Here is a 16688-nt window from a genome sequence, read left to right as displayed (position 1 = left end):
CGGGGCCGCGGACCGCTTGTCCACAGCCTGTGCACAAAACTACGAGAGGGCACGGGCGGACGCACAGCAGAAAACCCGGCAACCCCGAGGGAGGTGCCGGGCTCTGCGCGAAGGGCCTGGGAGCGGTCCGGGGAGCGGCCCTACAGCTTGCCCGCCGCCTCGGCGCGCAGGTCGCGGCGCAGTTCCTTGGGCAGCGAGAAGATCAGGTGCTCCTCGGCGGTCTTGACCGTCTCGACCGTGTCGTAGCCGCGCGCGGCCAGCCACTCCAGCACGCCCTCGACCAGGATCTCCGGGACGGAGGCGCCGCTGGTCAGACCGACCGTGCCGACGCCCTCCAGCCAGGCCTCCTGGACCTCCTCGGCGAAGTCCACCAGGTGGGCGGCCTTGGCGCCGTACTCCAGGCCGACCTCGACCAGGCGGACGGAGTTGGACGAGTTCTTGGAGCCGACCACGATCAGCAGGTCGGTCTCGGGGGCCATCTGCTTGACCGCGACCTGGCGGTTCTGGGTGGCGTAGCAGATGTCGTCGCTGGGCGGGCTGACCAGCGCCGGGAAGCGCTTCTTCAGCTCGCCGACGGTGGCCATGGTCTCGTCCACCGACAGGGTGGTCTGGGACAGCCAGACGACCCTGGACTCGTCCCGGACCCGCACGTTGGCGACGTCCTCGGCGCCGTCCACCAGGTGGATCCGGTCCGGGGCCTCGCCCATCGTCCCGACGACCTCCTCGTGGCCCTCGTGGCCCACCAGCAGGATGTCGAAGCCCTCGTCGGCGAAGCGCACGGCCTCCTTGTGCACCTTGGTGACCAGCGGGCAGGTGGCGTCGATGGTGGCCAGCCGGCCGGCCTTCGCCTCGTCGTGGACGGCCGGCGCGACGCCGTGCGCGGAGAAGACCACGATCGAGCCCTCGGGCACCTCCTCCGTCTCGTCGACGAAGATCGCGCCCTTCTTCTCCAGGGTCTGCACCACGTACTTGTTGTGGACGATCTGCTTGCGGACGTAGATGGGCGCCCCGTACTGCTCCAGGGCCTTCTCCACGGCGATCACGGCGCGGTCGACACCCGCGCAGTAGCCCCGGGGGGCGGCGAGCAGGACACGGCGCGGCGCGGTGTTGGACATGGCTCCATCGTACGGGCGGCGCCGAGCCGCGCCGACGGGAGGCGCTTTCCGGACAGACCCGGTCGTCGGTGCTCAAATGTGGTGTCTATGAGCTCTGCGAACGGGCAAACGGAACCGGGCGGCCTGCGCCGCAGCCTGAGCGTCCGCGACCTGATGGTCTACGGCCTGCTGTTCATCGCTCCGATGGCACCGGTCGGCGTGTTCGGCGTCCTGGACGCCAGGAGCCACGGCGCCGTCGCCACCGTCTACCTGGCCGCGACCGTCGCGATGGGCTTCACCGCCTTCTCGTACGCCCAGATGGTGCGCGCGGTGCCGCAGACCGGCTCGGTGTTCGCCTACGCGCGGGCCGGGCTGGGCGAGGGGCCCGGGTTCATCGCCGGCTGGATGGCGATGCTCGACTACCTGCTGATCCCGGCGGTCGCCTACCTGTTCTCCGGGATCGCGCTGAACTCGCTGGTGCCCGGGGTCTCCCGCTGGGTCTGGACGGCGCTCGCGGTGGTGCTGACCACCGCGCTCAACCTGATCGGCGTACGGACGGCGGCCGTGGTCGGCTTCGCGGTGCTCGCCCTGGAGATCGCGGTGCTGGCGGTGTTCGTCGCCGCGGCCGTGGTGGCACTGGTCCAAGGCGGCGCCCGGCGCGGCTGGGACACCCCGTTCACCGCCGTCGGCGCCTTCTCGCTGACCGCGGTGATCTCGGCCGTGTCCGTCGCGGTGCTCTCCTACCTGGGCTTCGACGCGATCGCCACCTTCGTCGAGGAGGCGGTCGGCGCCTCGGCGGCGGTGGCCCGGGCCGTGCTCTGGTGCCTGGCACTGGCCGGGGTGCTGTTCGTCACCCAGACCTACCTGGCGGCACTGCTGGAGCCGCTGGGCCCCCAGCAGCTGGCGGCCGACCCGGTGGCGCAGGGCTCGGCCTTCTACGACACGGTGGAGAGCGGGGTCGGGCACTGGCTGCACGTCCTGGTGGCGGCCAGCAAGGCGATCGGCGCGGCCTTCGCGGCGCTGGCCGGGCAGGCGGCGGCCGGGCGGCTGGTCTACGCGATGGGCCGGGAGGGACGGCTGCCGCGCGTTCTCGGCACGGTCGACCCGGCCACCGCGGTGCCGCGCCGGGCGCTGCTGGCGGCCGCGGTGATCACGATGGCCGCGGCGGTCTGGGCGGCCAACCGGGACGACGGGCTGGACCAGCTGACCTCGGTGGTCAACGTGGGCGCGCTGACCGCCTTCGCGCTGCTGCACGCCTCGGTGATCGGCTGGTACACGGTGCGGCACGGCTCCCGGGACCGGGTGCGGCACCTGCTCGTCCCGGCCCTGGGGATCGCGGTGATCGCCGCAGTGGTCTACGAGGCCTCGACGACCGCGCAGCTCGTCGGGCTGATCTGGCTGGCGGTCGGGCTGGTGGTGCTGGGCGTCCAGGGCTCCCCCGCTCCGGGCGGCCCTGTCGGCCGGCGCCGCTAGCCTCATACGCATGGCCAACACCAGCTCCCCCGAAGCCCCGATCCCGGTCGGCAAGGTCTCCGCGCTGATCGGCGGCTGGATCGACCGGCTCGGCGCGGTCTGGGTGGAGGGGCAGATCACCCAGCTCAGCCGCCGGCCGGGGGCGGGCGTGGTGTTCCTGACCCTGCGCGACCCGCAGGCGGACGTGTCGCTCACGGTGACCTGCTTCCGCTCGGTGTTCGACCAGGTCGCGGACGTGGTGCAGGAGGGCGCGCGGGTCGTCGTGCACGCCAAGCCGGAGTGGTACGCGGCGCGCGGGCAGCTGTCGCTGCGGGCCTCGGAGATCCGGCCGGTCGGGCTGGGCGAGCTGCTGGCCCGGCTGGAGCAGCTGAAGCGGCGGCTCGCCGGGGAGGGCCTGTTCGCGGCCGAGCGCAAGCGCCCGCTGCCGTTCCTGCCGCAGTGCGTCGGGCTGGTCACCGGGCGCGGCTCGGCGGCCGAGCGGGACGTGCTGGAGAACGCCCGGCGGCGCTGGCCGGCCGTCCGCTTCGAGGTGCGCAACGTCCCGGTGCAGGGGGTCAGCGCGGTGGAGCGGGTGAGCGCGGCCGTCCGGGAGCTGGACGAGCACCCCGAGGTGGACGTGATCATCGTGGCCCGCGGCGGGGGCAGCGTCGAGGACCTGCTGCCGTTCTCGGACGAGGGGCTGGTGCGGCTGGTCGCGGCCGCCCGTACGCCGGTGGTCAGCGCGATCGGCCACGAGCCGGACCAGCCGCTGCTGGACTTCGTCGCCGACCTGCGCGCCTCCACCCCGACCGATGCCGCCAAACGGGTGGTTCCGGACGTCGGCGAGGAGCTGGCCAAGGTCCGCCTGCTGCGGGACCGTGCCCGGCGGCACGTCCTCGGCCGGGTCGAGCGCGAGCAGCACGGGCTGGACGGCGTGCGCAGCCGCCCCGCGCTGGCCGCCCCGCACCGGATGCTGGACGGGCGCGGCCAGGAGGTCACCGCGCTGCTGGAGCGGGCCCGGCGCACCCTGCGGCACCGGCTGGACCACGCGCAGAGCGACCTCGGGCACACCCTCGCCCGGGTGGTCGCGCTGTCCCCGGCGGCCACCCTGGAGCGCGGCTACGCGGTGCTCCAGCGGACGGACGGCACGGTGGTGACCGACCCGGCGCAGGTCACGGCCGGCGAGGGGCTGCACGCCCGGGTCGCGGGCGGGGCCTTCGACGTCGCGGTGGACGACGGCCTGGGCTCGTAGGAACACCCGGCGCCACGGTGGACGACGGTCAGGCCTCGTGGGAGCGCTGCCGGGAGAGCGCGATGGAGTGCTCGCCGAAGCCGAGGCTGCGGTAGAGCGCCTCGCCGCCACTGCTGGCGTGCAGGTCGATCCGGCCGACCCGCTGGTCGTCGAACCAGTCCAGCAGCGCCTCGGTGCAGGCCCGGGCGTAGCCGCGCAGCCGGTGGCCGGGGTCGGTGCAGATGTTGAAGACGAAGCCGAACCGGCCGTTCGGGTTTCCCGGCGCGGGCAGCCGGTGCTCCAGCGTGCCGACCGCGCAGGCGGCGAGCCGGCCGGGCCGTCGCGGATCGTCCACCACGAAGGACGGCATGGTCAGTTCCCCGGCCGGGGCGGCGAGGCGCTCGCGCAGCATCCGCTCGGCGGTGGCCTGCCAGGGCCCCGGCCCGGTCAGGCCGGCCATGCTGGGCATCGCCTCGAACATCAGGTCGCGCAGCCGGACGAGCTCGGGGGCGTCGGCCGGGGCGGCGGGTCGGACCGTGATCATGCGGCGGAGGGTAGCGCCGCCGGCCGGCCGGACGCATCCGATTTCGCCCCGCCGCCTCACCCGCTGCCTTCGCCTCACCGAGGCCGTTCCGGCTTTCGCCCCGCCGCGGCCGTTCCGTCGGCGCTGCGCCGGCTCTGTCGGCTCCAGCCCCTACGCTGGCACGCATGGCAGAGCAGCAGGAGCAGCAGGACGCGGCGGCACCGACCCCGGACGACGCGCTGGGCTACGAGCACGCCCGGGACGCGCTGCTGGAGGTGGTCCGGCAGCTGGAGAACGGCGGGACGTCGCTGGAGGAGTCGCTGGCGCTGTGGGAGCGCGGCGAGCAGCTGGCGAAGGTGTGCCAGCGCTGGCTGGACGGCGCCCGGGCCCGGCTGGACGCGGCGCTGGCCGCCGAGGAGGACGGGGCCGCGGGCGGGGAGTGACGCGGCTCACAGCAGGCCGGGGAATCGTTGAATCTTCACCCATGTTGAGATGGTGTGACCGGCCACGGCCGGTCAATCCGACGAACCCCCTCCCGCATGAGGTGCAGACAAGCATGACCACCGACGCCCTGGTACTCGACGCCGCCGCTCAGGACCTGCTGTTCCGCGAGGCCCGCACCGCGAACACCTTCACCGACGAGCCGGTGACCGAGGAGCAGGTCCAGGCCATCTACGAGCTGGTCAAGTACGGCCCGACCGCCTTCAACCAGCAGCCGCTGCGCGTCGTCCTGGTCCGCTCGACCGAGGGCCGCGAGCGCCTCGTCCAGCACCTGGCGGACGGCAACAAGGCCAAGACCAGCACCGCCCCGCTGGTCGCCATCCTCGCCGCGGACAACGAGTTCCACGAGGAGCTGCCGACCCAGTTCCCGCACTTCCCGCAGGCCAAGGACGTGTTCTTCTCCGAGCGCACCGTCCGTGAGCGCTCCGCCTCGCTGAACGGCGCGCTGCAGGCCGCCTACTTCATCATCGGCGTGCGCGCCGCCGGCCTGGCCGCCGGCCCGATGACCGGCTACGACGCCGAGGGCATCAACAAGGAGTTCTTCGGCGACGGCGAGCACTCGGTGCTGGCCGTGGTCAACATCGGCAAGCCGGGCGACGAGGCGTGGTTCCCGCGCTCGCCGCGCCTGGCGTACGACCAGGTCGTCACCACGGTCTGATCCGCCGCACGCGCGAGGGCCCGCACCGGTTCGTCCGGTGCGGGCCCTTTCCGTATGCGCACGGGGGCGTTCGGGGTCGTACGGGCGCGTCCGCGGGGCGTCCGCGGGGGCGTACGGAGCCGTTCCCCCGGGGGCGGCCCGGGGGGACGGGCTACTTGAGCGCCTGGGCCAGCTCGGCCAGTTCCTCGTAGGAGGCGGTGCCGGTGAGCACGGTGGTCGCGTCGCCGGTCTGCACGGTCAGGGCGCGGGACTTCTCGCCCTGCACCCGCTCCCAGGTGCGCCCGGCGACCTCGGAGGTGCCGTCCGGCTTGCCGCCCGCGATCTTGTCGGCCAGCAGCGCGTCGCGCGGGACGTCGCTCTGCTCGACCGCCGCGTACTGGCCGGACGGCGTGACGAAGCCCAGGTGCCAGGCGTTGCCCTTGCCCTTGCTGATCGCGGCCGGCTGGTAGCCGACCGAGGTGGCCCGCCACTGGTCGGACAGCCCGTCCGGGGAGAGCAGCGGGTACGGCGCGCCGCGCTTCGCGGAGGCCGCCGCCACCTTGTACTCGACCACGTGCACCGGGTCGCTGTTCGCGTCGTGCGGAAGGAACAGGTACCCGATCCAGACCACGGCGCCGACCGCCAGCATCGACAGGACCATGTCCCGTACGGTCTCCCGGCCCCTCATGCGTTTGCTCTCTCCAGCCACCCCCACATGGTGACTCATCCCTACGGCGGTACGGCCACCCGGGGTGCCCGCGTACGGGTGAAGCGGGACGAACCGACCAGGTCGGGCGCCGGGTGGCGACCCGCGCCACAGACAGTCATCCCATAGGCAGATACGATCGCAGGACCCTCACCACGGCGTTCGACCAGGCAGTAGTCGGGCGCTTACTGGCCGTCGCGTACAGAGAGGTAACGACGATGACCACGCAGTACCCGAACCACCTTCCCAGCGCCCTGGAGGTCGCGCCCGAGGCTCCGGACCGGAACCTCGCGCTCGAACTCGTCCGGGTCACCGAGGCGGCCGCGATGGCCGCCGGCCGGTGGGTCGGCCGTGGCGACAAGAACGGCGCGGACGGCGCCGCCGTCAAGGCGATGCGCACCCTCGTCTCGACCGTCTCGATGAACGGCGTGGTCGTCATCGGGGAGGGCGAGAAGGACGAAGCCCCGATGCTCTACAACGGCGAGCGGGTCGGCGACGGCACCGGCGCCGAGTGCGACGTCGCGGTCGACCCGGTCGACGGCACCACGCTCACCGCCAAGGGCATGAACAACGCCGTCGCCGTCCTGGCCGTCGCCGACCGCGGCACCATGTTCGACCCCAGCGCCGTGTTCTACATGGACAAGCTGGTGGCCGGCCCCGAGGCCGCCGAGTTCGTCGACATCACCGCCCCCGCGGCCGTCAACATCCGCCGGGTCGCCAAGGCCAAGGGCAGCGCCGTCGAGGACGTCACGGTCGTCGTCCTCGACCGCCCGCGCCACGACGGCCTGGTCCGGGAGATCCGCGAGGCGGGCGCCCGGATCAAGTTCATCTCCGACGGCGACGTGGCCGGCGCCATCATGGCCGCCCGCGAGGGCACCGGCGTCGACCTGCTGATGGGCATCGGCGGCACCCCCGAGGGCATCATCGCGGCCTGCGCCATGAAGTGCATGGGCGGCGTCATCCAGGGCCGGCTGTGGCCCAAGGACGACGCCGAGCGGCAGAAGGCCCTCGACGCCGGCCACGACCTGGACCGGGTGCTCACCACCGACGACCTGGTCAGCGGCGAGAACGTGTTCTTCGTCGCCACCGGCATCACCGACGGCGAGCTGCTGCGCGGCGTGCACTACCGCCAGGAGACCGCCACCACCAGCTCGCTGGTGATGCGTTCCAAGAGCGGCACGATCCGCGAGATCAACTCCGTCCACAAGCTGTCGAAGCTGCGGGCCTACAGCGCGATCGACTTCGACCGCGCCAACTGACACCGGGCAAGCGCACCCGCGGCCTCGGCGGAATCCCCCTCCGCCGAGGCCGCGGCGCGTCCGGCCCGGGGCACACCCGGAGCCCCGTCAGCCCGCTATCCGCCGCTGCCCCGCGACCACCCTGGTCGCCTCGCGCAGCTCCGACTCCCGGCGGCGGCGCCGGGCCAGCACCACCCGCCGCTCGGCGGCCGTCAGCCCGCCCCAGACCCCGTACGGCTCCGGCTGCGCCAGCGCGTGCTCGCGGCACTCCAGCAGCACCGGACACCGGGCGCACACCTGCTTCGCCTGCTCCTCGCGCGACAACCGGGCCGCCGTCGGCTCCTTCGAGGGTGCGAAGAACAGCCCCACCTCGTCCCGCCGGCAGGCCGCGCCGGTGTGCCAGGGGCTGTCCTCGCCCGAGGACGCGCCCTGGGCGACGGTCCGGGAGCCCTGGCCGCCCGGGGGGTGCGGCTGCGGACTGCGCTCCAGCAACTGCGCGGCGGCGACGGGCGAGGTGGTGCGGGACTCGATCGGATGCAGCACGGCCGTACTCCTGACGAGACTCTCGGACACGGGGAAGCTCGCTCCCCTGCCCGGCTGCGAGCCCCCGCTGTCCAACCCCGAGTCGGCCGCTGGGCCGCCTCCGGTGCGCAGCCGTACAAGAAGCGATGTGCGGAAGGAACTACCCCGCCCGCCCGCGATTCATGCACACTGCACGCAATCGACTACGGAGCGCACCGGAGACAACGCAGAACGCCCGGCCGGGAGTTGATCCCCGGCCGGGCGTTCGACCCGCCAACCCCGGCTACTCGGTGCCGAGTTGCTTGCGCACCCACTCCTTGAGCTTCTTGCCCCGGCGCGGCTTGGCCTCGCAACCGCCGAACACCGCGACGCCCTTGACCCGGACCACCGGCGCGTACGGGTCCGCCGCCGTCTGCTCCTTGACGTCGAATCCGCCGAAGATGCCGACGCCGCCGCCGTGCAGGCTCACGTTCTCCGGCACCCGGATCTCGACGCCGCCGAACAGCGCCGTCACCTCGATCTCCACCTCGGGCGACTCGAACACGGCGTCGGTCAGGTCGATCTCCACCCCGCCGAACGCCGCGAACGCCTTCAGGTGCGACCCCACCCGCCAGCGGCCCTTGCGGGACGAGCCGCCGAAGATCGCCACCATCGACGGCGACTCCTGGCGCGCGGGCGGCAGCGCCGGCGTCACCGCACGCGGCGCCGGGGCCTCCAGCGGCGGCTTCTCGAACGACAGCGGCCGGTGGCCCGGCAGGTCCCTGGTCAGCGGCACCAGGTCGCCGAAGGTCTTGGCGGCGTACGCGGCCCCGATCCGGTCCGCGTGCTCGTCCGCGTCCAGCCGGCCCTCGGCGTAGGCGTCCCGCAGCAGCTCCGCGATCCGCTCGCGGTCGGCGTCCGACACCCGCATCTCCGCCTGTGCCACCGGGGCGTGCGACGGCTGGGTCTTCTGCTCCGGCAGCGGCCGGAGTTGCGGCTGCGGCTCGGGCCGGGTCTCGGGCTTGGTCATCGGTACGGGCGCCGGCACGGACGGCTGCCCCGGATCGTCCTGCGACGGCGAGTTGTCCACGGCCCAAGACTAGTCGCTCGCACGTGCGCCCGAGTGAGCCCGGTCACGCAGGCTGCCCTGTCCGCGTGCGACACGGAGCCGGGTCCTACCCTTGAGGGTGCTTCGCCGACGCAGCCGGACCACTGGAAACCTAAGGACCGCCCCCATGGCTCCCACGCCAGACTTCGAGTACAGCGACCTGCTCCCCCTGGGCGCTGACCCGACCCCGTACCGCAAGCTGACCTCCGAGGGTGTCTCCACCTTCGAGGCCGGCGGTCGCACCTTCCTCCAGGTCGAGCCCGAGGCGCTGCGGCTGCTCACCGCCGAGGCGATGCACGACATCTCGCACTACCTGCGCCCCGCCCACCTCGCCCAGCTGCGCCGCATCCTGGACGACCCGGAGGCCAGCCCGAACGACCGCTTCGTCGCGCTCGACCTGCTGAAGAACGTCAACATCTCGGCCGGCGGCATCCTGCCGATGTGCCAGGACACCGGCACCGCCATCGTCATGGGCAAGCGCGGCCAGAACGTGCTCACCGAGGGCGGCGACGAGTCGGCCATCGCGCGCGGCGTCTTCGACGCGTACACCAAGCTCAACCTGCGCTACTCCCAGATGGCCCCGGTGACCATGTGGGACGAGAAGAACACCGGCAACAACCTGCCGGCCCAGATCGAGCTGTACGCCACCGACGGCGGCGTGTACAAGTTCCTCTTCATGGCCAAGGGCGGCGGCTCCGCCAACAAGTCGTACCTGTACCAGGAGACCAAGGCCATCCTGAACGAGGCGAGCATGCTCTCGTTCCTGGAGCAGAAGATCCGCTCCCTCGGCACCGCCGCCTGCCCGCCGTACCACCTGGCGATCGTGATCGGCGGCACCAGCGCCGAGTTCGCGCTCAAGACCGCCAAGTACGCCTCCGCGCACTACCTGGACAACCTGCCGACCTCCGGCGACGCCAAGACCGGCCACGGCTTCCGCGACCTGGAGCTGGAGGCGAAGGTCACCGAGCTGACCCAGAAGATCGGCATCGGCGCCCAGTTCGGCGGCAAGTACTTCTGCCACGACGTGCGGGTCGTCCGCCTGCCGCGCCACGGCGCCTCGCTGCCGGTCGCCATGGCCGTCTCCTGCTCCGCCGACCGCCAGGCGCTCGGCAAGATCACCGCCGAGGGCGTCTTCCTGGAGCAGCTGGAGACCGACCCGGCCAAGTACCTGCCGGACACCACCGACGAGCACCTGGACGACGACGTCGTGCGCGTCGACCTCGACCAGCCGATGTCCGCGATCCGCGCCGAGCTGTCCAAGTACCCGGTCAAGACCCGGCTCTCGCTCACCGGCACCCTGGTCGTCGCCCGCGACATCGCCCACGCCAAGATCAAGGAGCGCCTGGACGCCGGCGAGGGCATGCCCAAGTACCTCCAGGACCACCCCGTCTACTACGCCGGCCCGGCCAAGACCCCCGAGGGCTACGCCTCCGGCTCCTTCGGCCCCACCACCGCCGGCCGGATGGACTCCTACGTCGACCAGTTCCAGGCCGCCGGCGGCTCCATGGTCATGCTCGCCAAGGGCAACCGCAGCAAGCAGGTCACCGACGCCTGCGCCGCCCACGGCGGCTTCTACCTCGGCTCCATCGGCGGCCCGGCCGCCCGCCTCGCCCAGGACTGCATCAAGAAGGTCGAGGTCCTGGAGTACGCCGAGCTCGGCATGGAGGCCGTCTGGCGCATCGAGGTCGAGGACTTCCCGGCCTTCATCGTGGTCGACGACAAGGGCAACGACTTCTTCCGCGAGACCACCGAGGGCCCGTTGATCACCAGCCTCCGGGTCCGCTCCAAGGAGTAACCGCCCCGGCCGCCCCGGCCGCCCCAGCCGCCCCCGCCTCCTCAACCGCCCCGGCCGCGTTCGTCGCGACCGGGGCGGTTCTGCATGGACGCAATACGCTGGCAGGTGGTACTCAGGACTCGTACCATGGCGGTACCGAGAACCGGTGCGAACATGGAGGGCATGGCGATGGCGATCAGTGCGAGCGAGGCACGCACCCAGCTCTTCCCGTTGATCAAGAAGGTCAATGACGACCACACCCCGATAAGGATCACCTCCAGAAGCGGGGACGCGGTCCTCATGTCGGCCGAGGACTACGACGCGTGGCAGGAGACGATCTATCTCCTGCGCTCTCCCGCCAACGCCCAGCGGCTCATGGCGGCCGTCGCCCGCGACAAGGCCGGCCACCCCGGCGTCACCAGGACCCTGGAGGAGTTGGAAGCCCTGGCGGGTGAGGTGTGAGGAGTGTCCACTTCGACCCGGACGCCTGGGAGGACTTCCTGTTCTGGCTCGGATCGAACCGGAAGATGGCCCAGCGGATCACCCGCCTGGTCGGCGAGATCCAGCGCGACCCCTTCAGCGGGATCGGCAAGCCCGAGCCGCTGAAGGGCGACCTGGCCGGCTACTGGTCACGCCGGATGGACGACGAGCACCGCCTGGTGTACCGGGCCGACGAGAAGGAAGTGATGATCCTCAAGGCCCGCTACCACTACCAGTAGCGACGCACCCCGCCCCGGCCGCGTTCGTCGCGACCGGGGCGGCCGCGTTGCGCGTGCTCACGCGTCGAAGTCGTACTCCAGGACGTAGGAGGCGGCGTCGAGGATCATCTCGTTGAGCTCGACGACCTGGCCCTCGTCGGCGAAGGCGGTGCGGCAGATCAGGATGACCGGGGTGCCCGCCGACAGCTCCAGGCGGGCCGCCTCCTCCGCGCCGGGCATCCGGGAGCGGACCTCCTCGCGGAAGTGGACGGGCTTCGCGCCGATCTCGGCCAGCCGGGCGTAGGTGCCGCCCGGGCCGGTGTCCTCGCGGGTGATGGCCGTGCCGGCGACCAGGCCGGCCGGCAGGTAGGAGGTCGACAGCAGCACCGGCTTGCCGTCCAGCACGAAGCGGCGGTGCCGTACGCACATCGACGCGCCCGGATCCACTCCCAGCACCCGGGCGACGTGCTCCGGCGCGCCCCGTTCGGTGACGGACACCTGGTCGACCACCAGCAGGCGGTTGTCGATGTCCGCCGACCATATCGACCGGCCCGAGCCCCACTGCCCCTGCGCCAGCCGCTGGATCCCGCGCCGACGCAGCGGCCGGAAGTCCCGGACGAAGACCCCGGCTCCCCGGCGCGCCTCGGCGATGCCCTCGCTCTGCAGCACGCCGAGCGCCTGGCGGGCGGTCATCCGGGCCACGCCGTACTCGTCCATGAGGTCGTTCTCGCCCGGCAGCCGGTCACCCGCGCGGTACCGGCCGTCGTCGATGGCCGCCTTCAGCGTGTCGGCGATCCGTTGGTACTTGGGCTGTTTGTCGCCACTGCTGCCGGTCATCGCCGCTCCCTCTCCCTCGGACAAATCGTAGGCGCGACCGCGGCGGACGGTAAGCGGCTACGACTGTTGACATCTCTAGAGATATTAGCTTCTCTAGAGATGCTGGGTAGTCGCCGAGCACCACACACACGGACAGCGACCAGGGCGCGGCCCCCACCCGGCGCCGCACCCGCACCAGAACAGCGAGGAGCAGTGCGGTGAGCACCCGTCAGCGCGACTCCGCGGCCTACCGGCCGCACGTGGGTGAACTCGTCCTCGACCGGAGGACCGGACGCACCGGCATCTACATGGACACCATCGGCGGGGAGCACTACCTGCGCCCCGAGGGCGGCGGCCTCGAATGGACCGCCGAACCCGGACGGGTCTCGCCCGTTCCCGGGCCCCGCGATTCAGCCGAATACGATCTTCCGCGCTAATTGCGGCAAAAAGCACGCAAACAGCAGCATTCCCACCCGCAATCCCCCCGAGTGAATCCGGAATTCCGGAACGCCCCGCACCCACCGTCGGGCACGTTACGGATATCGCCGGTCACCATGAGTGCACCACGGGCTGGATTCGGCCACCGGGCGGGCACCGGTGCCGAATGGGGCACGCCCAAAACCCACAGCGCCCCCGTGCCCGGACCGGGACACGAGGGGCACGGGGCCTACGGCCGGACCGGCTTACGGGTGGCCGGAGATCATGCCTTCCGGCTCGTACCGCTTGCCCGGCCCGCCCGTGGCCGGCGCGACGGGCTCCACCACGTGCGCGGCCTCGTCCCCGAACAGGTCGTTCTCGATCGCCGCCTTCTGCGCGTCGGACGGCGCGGTGTACTCGGTCGTGTTCGAGGACGCGGCCACCGCGTCCTCGACAGCCTTGCCCGCCTCCACAGCGACGGCCGGGGCATCCGTCGTCGCCGCGTTCTCGGGCGCCGACGCCACCGGGGTCTCGCTCTGGTCGTTGGCCATTGGGCGGCCGCCTTTCGGTCATCAAATGTGTCTCGCCCGACCTCCGTGGCACGGGCGTGCGGACAGTATCGTAGGGTTGATTAAATGTCCGATAAACACCGTGCGGCTTGCGCTGCCGTCCGGCAGAGTCGGGCGTCCGCCTAAGCTGAAGCACCACGGCGGACCGCCGAGCGCCCTTTCACGGAATCGACACCACAGGCCATCGGGGGACTTTCATGGAGTTTCGGGAGACGCCGCAGACCTCTGCGCTGCGCTTCCAAGTCCTCGGTCCGGTCCAGGCCTGGCTCGACGGCAAGCCCCTTTCCCTCGGATCCCCCCAGCAACAGGCGGTTCTGACCACCCTTCTGCTGCATTCCGGACGCCCGGTCACCACACAGGACCTGGTCGACGCGCTCTGGGGCGAGCGACACCCGGCCCAGGCGGTGGCGGCGCTGCGCACCTACGTCTCCCGCCTGCGCTCCGTCATCGAGCCCCGGCGGGAGGTACGCCGGCCCTCCGAGCTGCTGATCTCGGTCGCCGACGGCTACGCGCTGCGCATCCCGGGCGAGGCCCTCGACCTGACGGTCTTCGAACGGCTCTCCGCCGAGGCCGCGGCCGCCCGGGCCGCGGGCGACAAGCACGAGGCGCACCGGCTGCTGGCACGGGCGCTGGACCTGTTCAGCGGCCGGCCGCTCACCGGCATCCCCGGCCCCTACGCCGACACCCAGCGGCTGCGGCTCGCCGAACGACAGGTGGCCGCCGCCGAGGAGCTGTGCGCCGTCGCCCTCGACATCGGCCTGCACGCCGAGATCGTCGGCGAGCTGAACAGCCTGACGGCCGAACACCCGCTGCGCGAGCGCCTGAGCGAGCTGCTGATGCTGGCGCTGTACCGCTGCGGGCGCCAGGCCGAGGCGCTCGGCGTCTACACCGACACCCGCAAGCTGCTGATCGAGGAGCTCGGGGTCGAACCCGGTGCCGGCCTGTCCGCGATGCACGCCCGCATCCTGGCGGCGGACCCGACGCTCGCCCTCCCGGCCGTACCGGCCCCGGTGAGCCGCGAGGACGGTCCGGCCGCTCCCCCGGCGCCCGCCCAACTCCCGGCCGACGTATCGGACTTCAGCGGCCGCACCGACCTGGTGAGCGACCTCTCGACGGTCCTGATGAACGCCACCGGCCAGGCCGTGGTGGTGACTTCGCTGGCCGGCATCGGCGGGGTCGGGAAGACCACCCTCGCCGTCCACGTCGCCCACCGCGTCCGCGGCGAGTTCCCGGACGGGCAGCTGTACGTCGACCTGCGCGGCGCCGGCACCTCGCCGGCCGACCCGGTGGCCGTCCTGGGCGACTTCCTGCACGCGCTCGGCGTCACCGACAGCCCCGACTCCCTCGAACAGCGCGCCGCCCTCTACCGGTCGCTGCTCGCCAGCCGGCGGATGCTCATCCTGCTCGACAACGCGCGCGACGCCGAGCAGATCCGGCCGCTGATCCCCGGCGTCTCCGGCTGCGCCGTGCTCGCCACCAGCCGCTCCCGGCTGGCCGGCATCCCGGGTGCGCAATTGTTCGACGTCGAGGAGCTGACCCCGAACGAAGCGCTGGCGCTGTTCTCGGCCATCGTCGGCGAGCAGCGGGTCGCCGCCGAACCGGAGGCGGCCATGCAGGTGGTCACCGCCTGCGGGTTCCTGCCGCTCGCCGTCCGCATCGCCGCCGCCCGGCTGGCCAGCCGTCCGCGCTGGAGCGTCTCCGACCTGGCCAGACGGTTAGCCGACCAGCGGCGGCGACTGGACGAACTCCAGCTCGGCAACCTCGCCGTGGAAACCACCATCGGACTCGGCTACGGCCAGCTCTCGGCGGACGAGGCCCGCGCCTTTCGGCTGCTCGCCCTGATCGACTCCCCTGACATCCCGCTGCCCGCCGCCGCGGCGCTGCTCGGCGCGAACGAGTACACCGCCGAGGACCTCGCCGAAGCGCTGGTCGAGGCGAACATGCTGGAGTGCTTCACCCCCGGCCGCTACCGCTACCACGACCTGCTCCGGCTCTACGCCCAGCGGCAGAACGAGCGGATCGGCGACACCACGGAGCAGGAACGGGCGGTGCTGCGCCTGCTCGACCTGCTGATCCCGACCGTCCGCAACGCGGCCCAGGTGATCGAGCCCGACGACCAGCTCCCGGAACCGCTCAACCCCTTGGGCTCGTCAGGCCTGGACCTGCCGACGAGCCAGGACGCCCGGCAGTGGCTGCGGACGGAGATCACCTTCCTGCTCAGCGCCGTCGAGGCGGCCGTGCGAGGACCGGACTTCGTGCTGCGCCCGGCCGTCGACCTGCTGATCGTCCTGAACAGCCTGGTCACGGATCCCACGCACGGCTCGCGGATGCGCCGGTTCCTGGTGACCGCCGAGCGCAACGCCGCCGCCTACGGAGACGCTGCCGCCCTGGCCCGGGTGCACTTCGCCTTCGGCACGCTGCAGTCGATCACCAATGACTTCCAGGGCGCCGAACAGTCGCTCCGCAAGAGCCTGAGCCTTCAGCGCTCCGACGACATGACGATCCTGCGGTCGGCGGCGAGCAACGACCTGGGGATCATCCTCAGCCTGACGAACCGCCCCGCCGAGGCCATCCCGCTCTTCGAGCAGGCCCTGGGCATCAGCCGGGTGGTCCGCGTTCCGATCAACGAAGCCCGGCTGCTCGGCAACATGGCGCGGGCACAGCTCAAGCTGGGAGACACCGAGACCGCTGTCCGCTCGGTCATCGAGGCGGTGGCGACGGCCCGGACGTCGAGCAACGGCCCCTGCCTCGCCGACACCCTGTACCAGACCGGTGTGGTGCTCGCCTCCACCGACGAGCCGAGGGCGGCGGTGGGCTACCTGCGAGAGGCCCACCAGCTGTTCCAGGCCCAGCAGAATCCGCTCTGGGAGGGCTACACCCTCGCCCGCCTGGCCTCCGCCCTGCTCGCCGCCGGACAGCACGCCGAGGCGGCCGAGGCGGCCGGCGAGTCGCTCGTGATCGCCCAGGAACTGGACGCCGCCTACTGCCAGGGCCTCGCGAACGCCACCCTCGGCGAGGCGCTACTGGCGCTGGCGCAGCCCGCCCGCGCGCTCGCCTGCCTGCGCGAGGCGCACGCGATCTTCACGCGGCTCGGTGTGCCGGAGGCCTCCCCCGTGGCGGACCTCATTTCCCAACAGCACACCGAGCCTCCCCCATCTTCCCCAGCGCCGTAGGTCTCCGCCCCCCGGCAGAGCCCCTACCCCCGTTGTGCGCGTCGGCGCCCCCGCAGCCCCCCGGCTGCGGGAGCGCCCTCAACGCTTCCCCGGCGCTGGACTCCACTCTGCACTCCGGCGATTGACGTTCGATAAACGCCCGACGGCCGGCCCTCGGCCCGGCGAAACCGCAGGTCAGCCGTTCCACCACGGCGCGCCATGCGGCGCGCGGAGCCCGCGCGCACCACCCCCGCCCGCACCGTCGTGCTTC

General features: G+C 72.3%; 17 protein-coding genes. 10 read left to right on the top strand and 7 right to left on the bottom strand.

The window, feature by feature from the left end; genetic code table 11:
* Positions 1 to 140 precede the first annotated feature (140 nt).
* Positions 141 to 1115, bottom strand: a complete 975-nt coding sequence (locus tag ACFVX9_RS22035; protein ID WP_063347973.1) for a 4-hydroxy-3-methylbut-2-enyl diphosphate reductase — start codon at positions 1113 to 1115, stop codon at positions 141 to 143.
* 87 nt (positions 1116 to 1202) lie between these two features.
* On the opposite strand from ACFVX9_RS22035, the gene ACFVX9_RS22030 reads away from it, so the two are divergent.
* Both ACFVX9_RS22030 and xseA read left to right on the top strand, forming a co-directional pair.
* Positions 1203 to 2567, top strand: a complete 1365-nt coding sequence (locus tag ACFVX9_RS22030) for an APC family permease (protein WP_387983089.1) — start codon at positions 1203 to 1205, stop codon at positions 2565 to 2567.
* Between the two features lie 10 nt (positions 2568 to 2577).
* Positions 2578 to 3798 (top strand): exodeoxyribonuclease VII large subunit, encoded by a 1221-nt coding sequence (gene xseA / locus ACFVX9_RS22025; RefSeq protein WP_387983087.1) that lies wholly within the window; start codon positions 2578 to 2580, stop codon positions 3796 to 3798.
* A gap of 28 nt (positions 3799 to 3826) precedes the next feature.
* On the opposite strand, the gene ACFVX9_RS22020 is transcribed toward xseA, so the two are convergent.
* Entirely contained in the window at positions 3827 to 4321 is a 495-nt protein-coding gene (locus tag ACFVX9_RS22020; RefSeq protein ID WP_380423927.1) for a GNAT family N-acetyltransferase, read from the bottom strand.
* Between the two features lie 164 nt (positions 4322 to 4485).
* Here ACFVX9_RS22020 and ACFVX9_RS22015 point away from each other — a divergent pair, with 164 nt between their 5' ends.
* Complete coding sequence (locus ACFVX9_RS22015) at positions 4486 to 4743, top strand: exodeoxyribonuclease VII small subunit (protein WP_063347976.1); 258 nt, start codon at positions 4486 to 4488, stop codon at positions 4741 to 4743.
* A 113-nt stretch (positions 4744 to 4856) separates the two neighbouring features.
* Positions 4857 to 5459, top strand: a complete 603-nt coding sequence (locus ACFVX9_RS22010) for a malonic semialdehyde reductase (protein ID WP_063347977.1) — start codon at positions 4857 to 4859, stop codon at positions 5457 to 5459.
* Between the two features lie 151 nt (positions 5460 to 5610).
* Here the strand turns inward: ACFVX9_RS22010 and ACFVX9_RS22005 are convergent, their stop codons facing one another.
* Complete coding sequence (locus ACFVX9_RS22005; protein WP_063347978.1) at positions 5611 to 6126, bottom strand: DUF4245 domain-containing protein; 516 nt, start codon at positions 6124 to 6126, stop codon at positions 5611 to 5613.
* Between the two features lie 236 nt (positions 6127 to 6362).
* Here ACFVX9_RS22005 and glpX point away from each other — a divergent pair, with 236 nt between their 5' ends.
* On the top strand, positions 6363 to 7403 hold the full coding sequence (glpX, locus tag ACFVX9_RS22000; RefSeq protein WP_063347979.1) for a class II fructose-bisphosphatase: 1041 nt from the start codon (positions 6363 to 6365) through the stop codon (positions 7401 to 7403).
* A gap of 87 nt (positions 7404 to 7490) precedes the next feature.
* Here glpX and ACFVX9_RS21995 read toward each other — a convergent pair whose 3' ends face one another.
* Together ACFVX9_RS21995 and ACFVX9_RS21990 are read right to left on the bottom strand one after the other, a co-directional pair.
* Entirely contained in the window at positions 7491 to 7874 is a 384-nt protein-coding gene (locus ACFVX9_RS21995) for a WhiB family transcriptional regulator (RefSeq protein ID WP_380342135.1), read from the bottom strand.
* Positions 7875 to 8187: 313 nt separating this feature from the next.
* Positions 8188 to 8973 carry a DUF1707 domain-containing protein gene (locus ACFVX9_RS21990; RefSeq protein WP_244293381.1) on the bottom strand — a complete coding sequence of 262 codons (786 nt, stop codon included), beginning with the start codon at positions 8971 to 8973 and terminating at the stop codon, positions 8188 to 8190.
* Between the two features lie 145 nt (positions 8974 to 9118).
* Between ACFVX9_RS21990 and ACFVX9_RS21985 the strand changes: the two genes are divergently transcribed.
* The 3 genes from ACFVX9_RS21985 (at position 9119) to ACFVX9_RS21975 (ending at position 11484) form a co-directional block, all read left to right on the top strand.
* Entirely contained in the window at positions 9119 to 10786 is a 1668-nt protein-coding gene (locus tag ACFVX9_RS21985; protein ID WP_387983084.1) for a fumarate hydratase, read from the top strand.
* Between the two features lie 168 nt (positions 10787 to 10954).
* Positions 10955 to 11227 carry a type II toxin-antitoxin system Phd/YefM family antitoxin gene (locus ACFVX9_RS21980; protein WP_387983117.1) on the top strand — a complete coding sequence of 91 codons (273 nt, stop codon included), beginning with the start codon at positions 10955 to 10957 and terminating at the stop codon, positions 11225 to 11227.
* A complete protein-coding gene (locus tag ACFVX9_RS21975; RefSeq protein WP_363372471.1) occupies positions 11224 to 11484 on the top strand; it encodes a Txe/YoeB family addiction module toxin in 261 nt (86 codons plus the stop codon). Before ACFVX9_RS21980 ends, ACFVX9_RS21975 begins: the two co-directional genes overlap by 4 nt.
* Positions 11485 to 11541: 57 nt before the next feature.
* On the opposite strand, the gene ACFVX9_RS21970 is transcribed toward ACFVX9_RS21975, so the two are convergent.
* On the bottom strand, positions 11542 to 12300 hold the full coding sequence (locus ACFVX9_RS21970; RefSeq protein ID WP_063347983.1) for a GntR family transcriptional regulator: 759 nt from the start codon (positions 12298 to 12300) through the stop codon (positions 11542 to 11544).
* A gap of 197 nt (positions 12301 to 12497) precedes the next feature.
* Between ACFVX9_RS21970 and ACFVX9_RS21965 the strand changes: the two genes are divergently transcribed.
* The gene (locus ACFVX9_RS21965; RefSeq protein WP_063347984.1) at positions 12498 to 12716 is read left to right on the top strand and encodes a hypothetical protein; all 219 of its coding nucleotides are present in this window, start codon (positions 12498 to 12500) and stop codon (positions 12714 to 12716) included.
* A gap of 246 nt (positions 12717 to 12962) precedes the next feature.
* On the opposite strand, the gene ACFVX9_RS21960 is transcribed toward ACFVX9_RS21965, so the two are convergent.
* On the bottom strand, positions 12963 to 13247 hold the full coding sequence (locus tag ACFVX9_RS21960; protein ID WP_063347985.1) for a hypothetical protein: 285 nt from the start codon (positions 13245 to 13247) through the stop codon (positions 12963 to 12965).
* 215 nt (positions 13248 to 13462) lie between these two features.
* Between ACFVX9_RS21960 and ACFVX9_RS21955 the strand changes: the two genes are divergently transcribed.
* Entirely contained in the window at positions 13463 to 16438 is a 2976-nt protein-coding gene (locus ACFVX9_RS21955; RefSeq protein WP_079135649.1) for a BTAD domain-containing putative transcriptional regulator, read from the top strand.
* The last annotated feature ends 250 nt before the right edge of the window (positions 16439 to 16688 follow it).

It is taken from the genome of Kitasatospora sp. NPDC058243 (assembly GCF_042882025.1).
Taxonomy (GTDB): domain Bacteria; phylum Actinomycetota; class Actinomycetes; order Streptomycetales; family Streptomycetaceae; genus Kitasatospora.
Note: the sequence above shows the minus strand (reverse complement) of the source record. Positions and strands in the feature narration are given on the sequence as shown.

Bases quoted from the DNA above. Each gene is read 5' to 3' on its own strand.
- ACFVX9_RS21960 (WP_063347985.1), bottom strand. From the start codon at position 13,247: ATGGCCAACGACCAGAGCGAGACCCCGGTGGCGTCGGCGCCCGAGAAC.
- ACFVX9_RS21955 (WP_079135649.1), top strand. From the start codon at position 13,463: ATGGAGTTTCGGGAGACGCCGCAGACCTCTGCGCTGCGCTTCCAAGTC.
- ACFVX9_RS22030 (WP_387983089.1), top strand. From the start codon at position 1,203: ATGAGCTCTGCGAACGGGCAAACGGAACCGGGCGGCCTGCGCCGCAGC.
- ACFVX9_RS22015 (WP_063347976.1), top strand. From the start codon at position 4,486: ATGGCAGAGCAGCAGGAGCAGCAGGACGCGGCGGCACCGACCCCGGAC.
- ACFVX9_RS22010 (WP_063347977.1), top strand. From the start codon at position 4,857: ATGACCACCGACGCCCTGGTACTCGACGCCGCCGCTCAGGACCTGCTG.
- ACFVX9_RS22020 (WP_380423927.1), bottom strand. From the start codon at position 4,321: ATGATCACGGTCCGACCCGCCGCCCCGGCCGACGCCCCCGAGCTCGTC.
- glpX (WP_063347979.1), top strand. From the start codon at position 6,363: ATGACCACGCAGTACCCGAACCACCTTCCCAGCGCCCTGGAGGTCGCG.
- ACFVX9_RS21980 (WP_387983117.1), top strand. From the start codon at position 10,955: ATGGCGATCAGTGCGAGCGAGGCACGCACCCAGCTCTTCCCGTTGATC.
- ACFVX9_RS21970 (WP_063347983.1), bottom strand. From the start codon at position 12,300: ATGACCGGCAGCAGTGGCGACAAACAGCCCAAGTACCAACGGATCGCC.
- ACFVX9_RS22005 (WP_063347978.1), bottom strand. From the start codon at position 6,126: ATGAGGGGCCGGGAGACCGTACGGGACATGGTCCTGTCGATGCTGGCG.
- ACFVX9_RS21985 (WP_387983084.1), top strand. From the start codon at position 9,119: ATGGCTCCCACGCCAGACTTCGAGTACAGCGACCTGCTCCCCCTGGGC.
- ACFVX9_RS22035 (WP_063347973.1), bottom strand. From the start codon at position 1,115: ATGTCCAACACCGCGCCGCGCCGTGTCCTGCTCGCCGCCCCCCGGGGC.
- xseA (WP_387983087.1), top strand. From the start codon at position 2,578: ATGGCCAACACCAGCTCCCCCGAAGCCCCGATCCCGGTCGGCAAGGTC.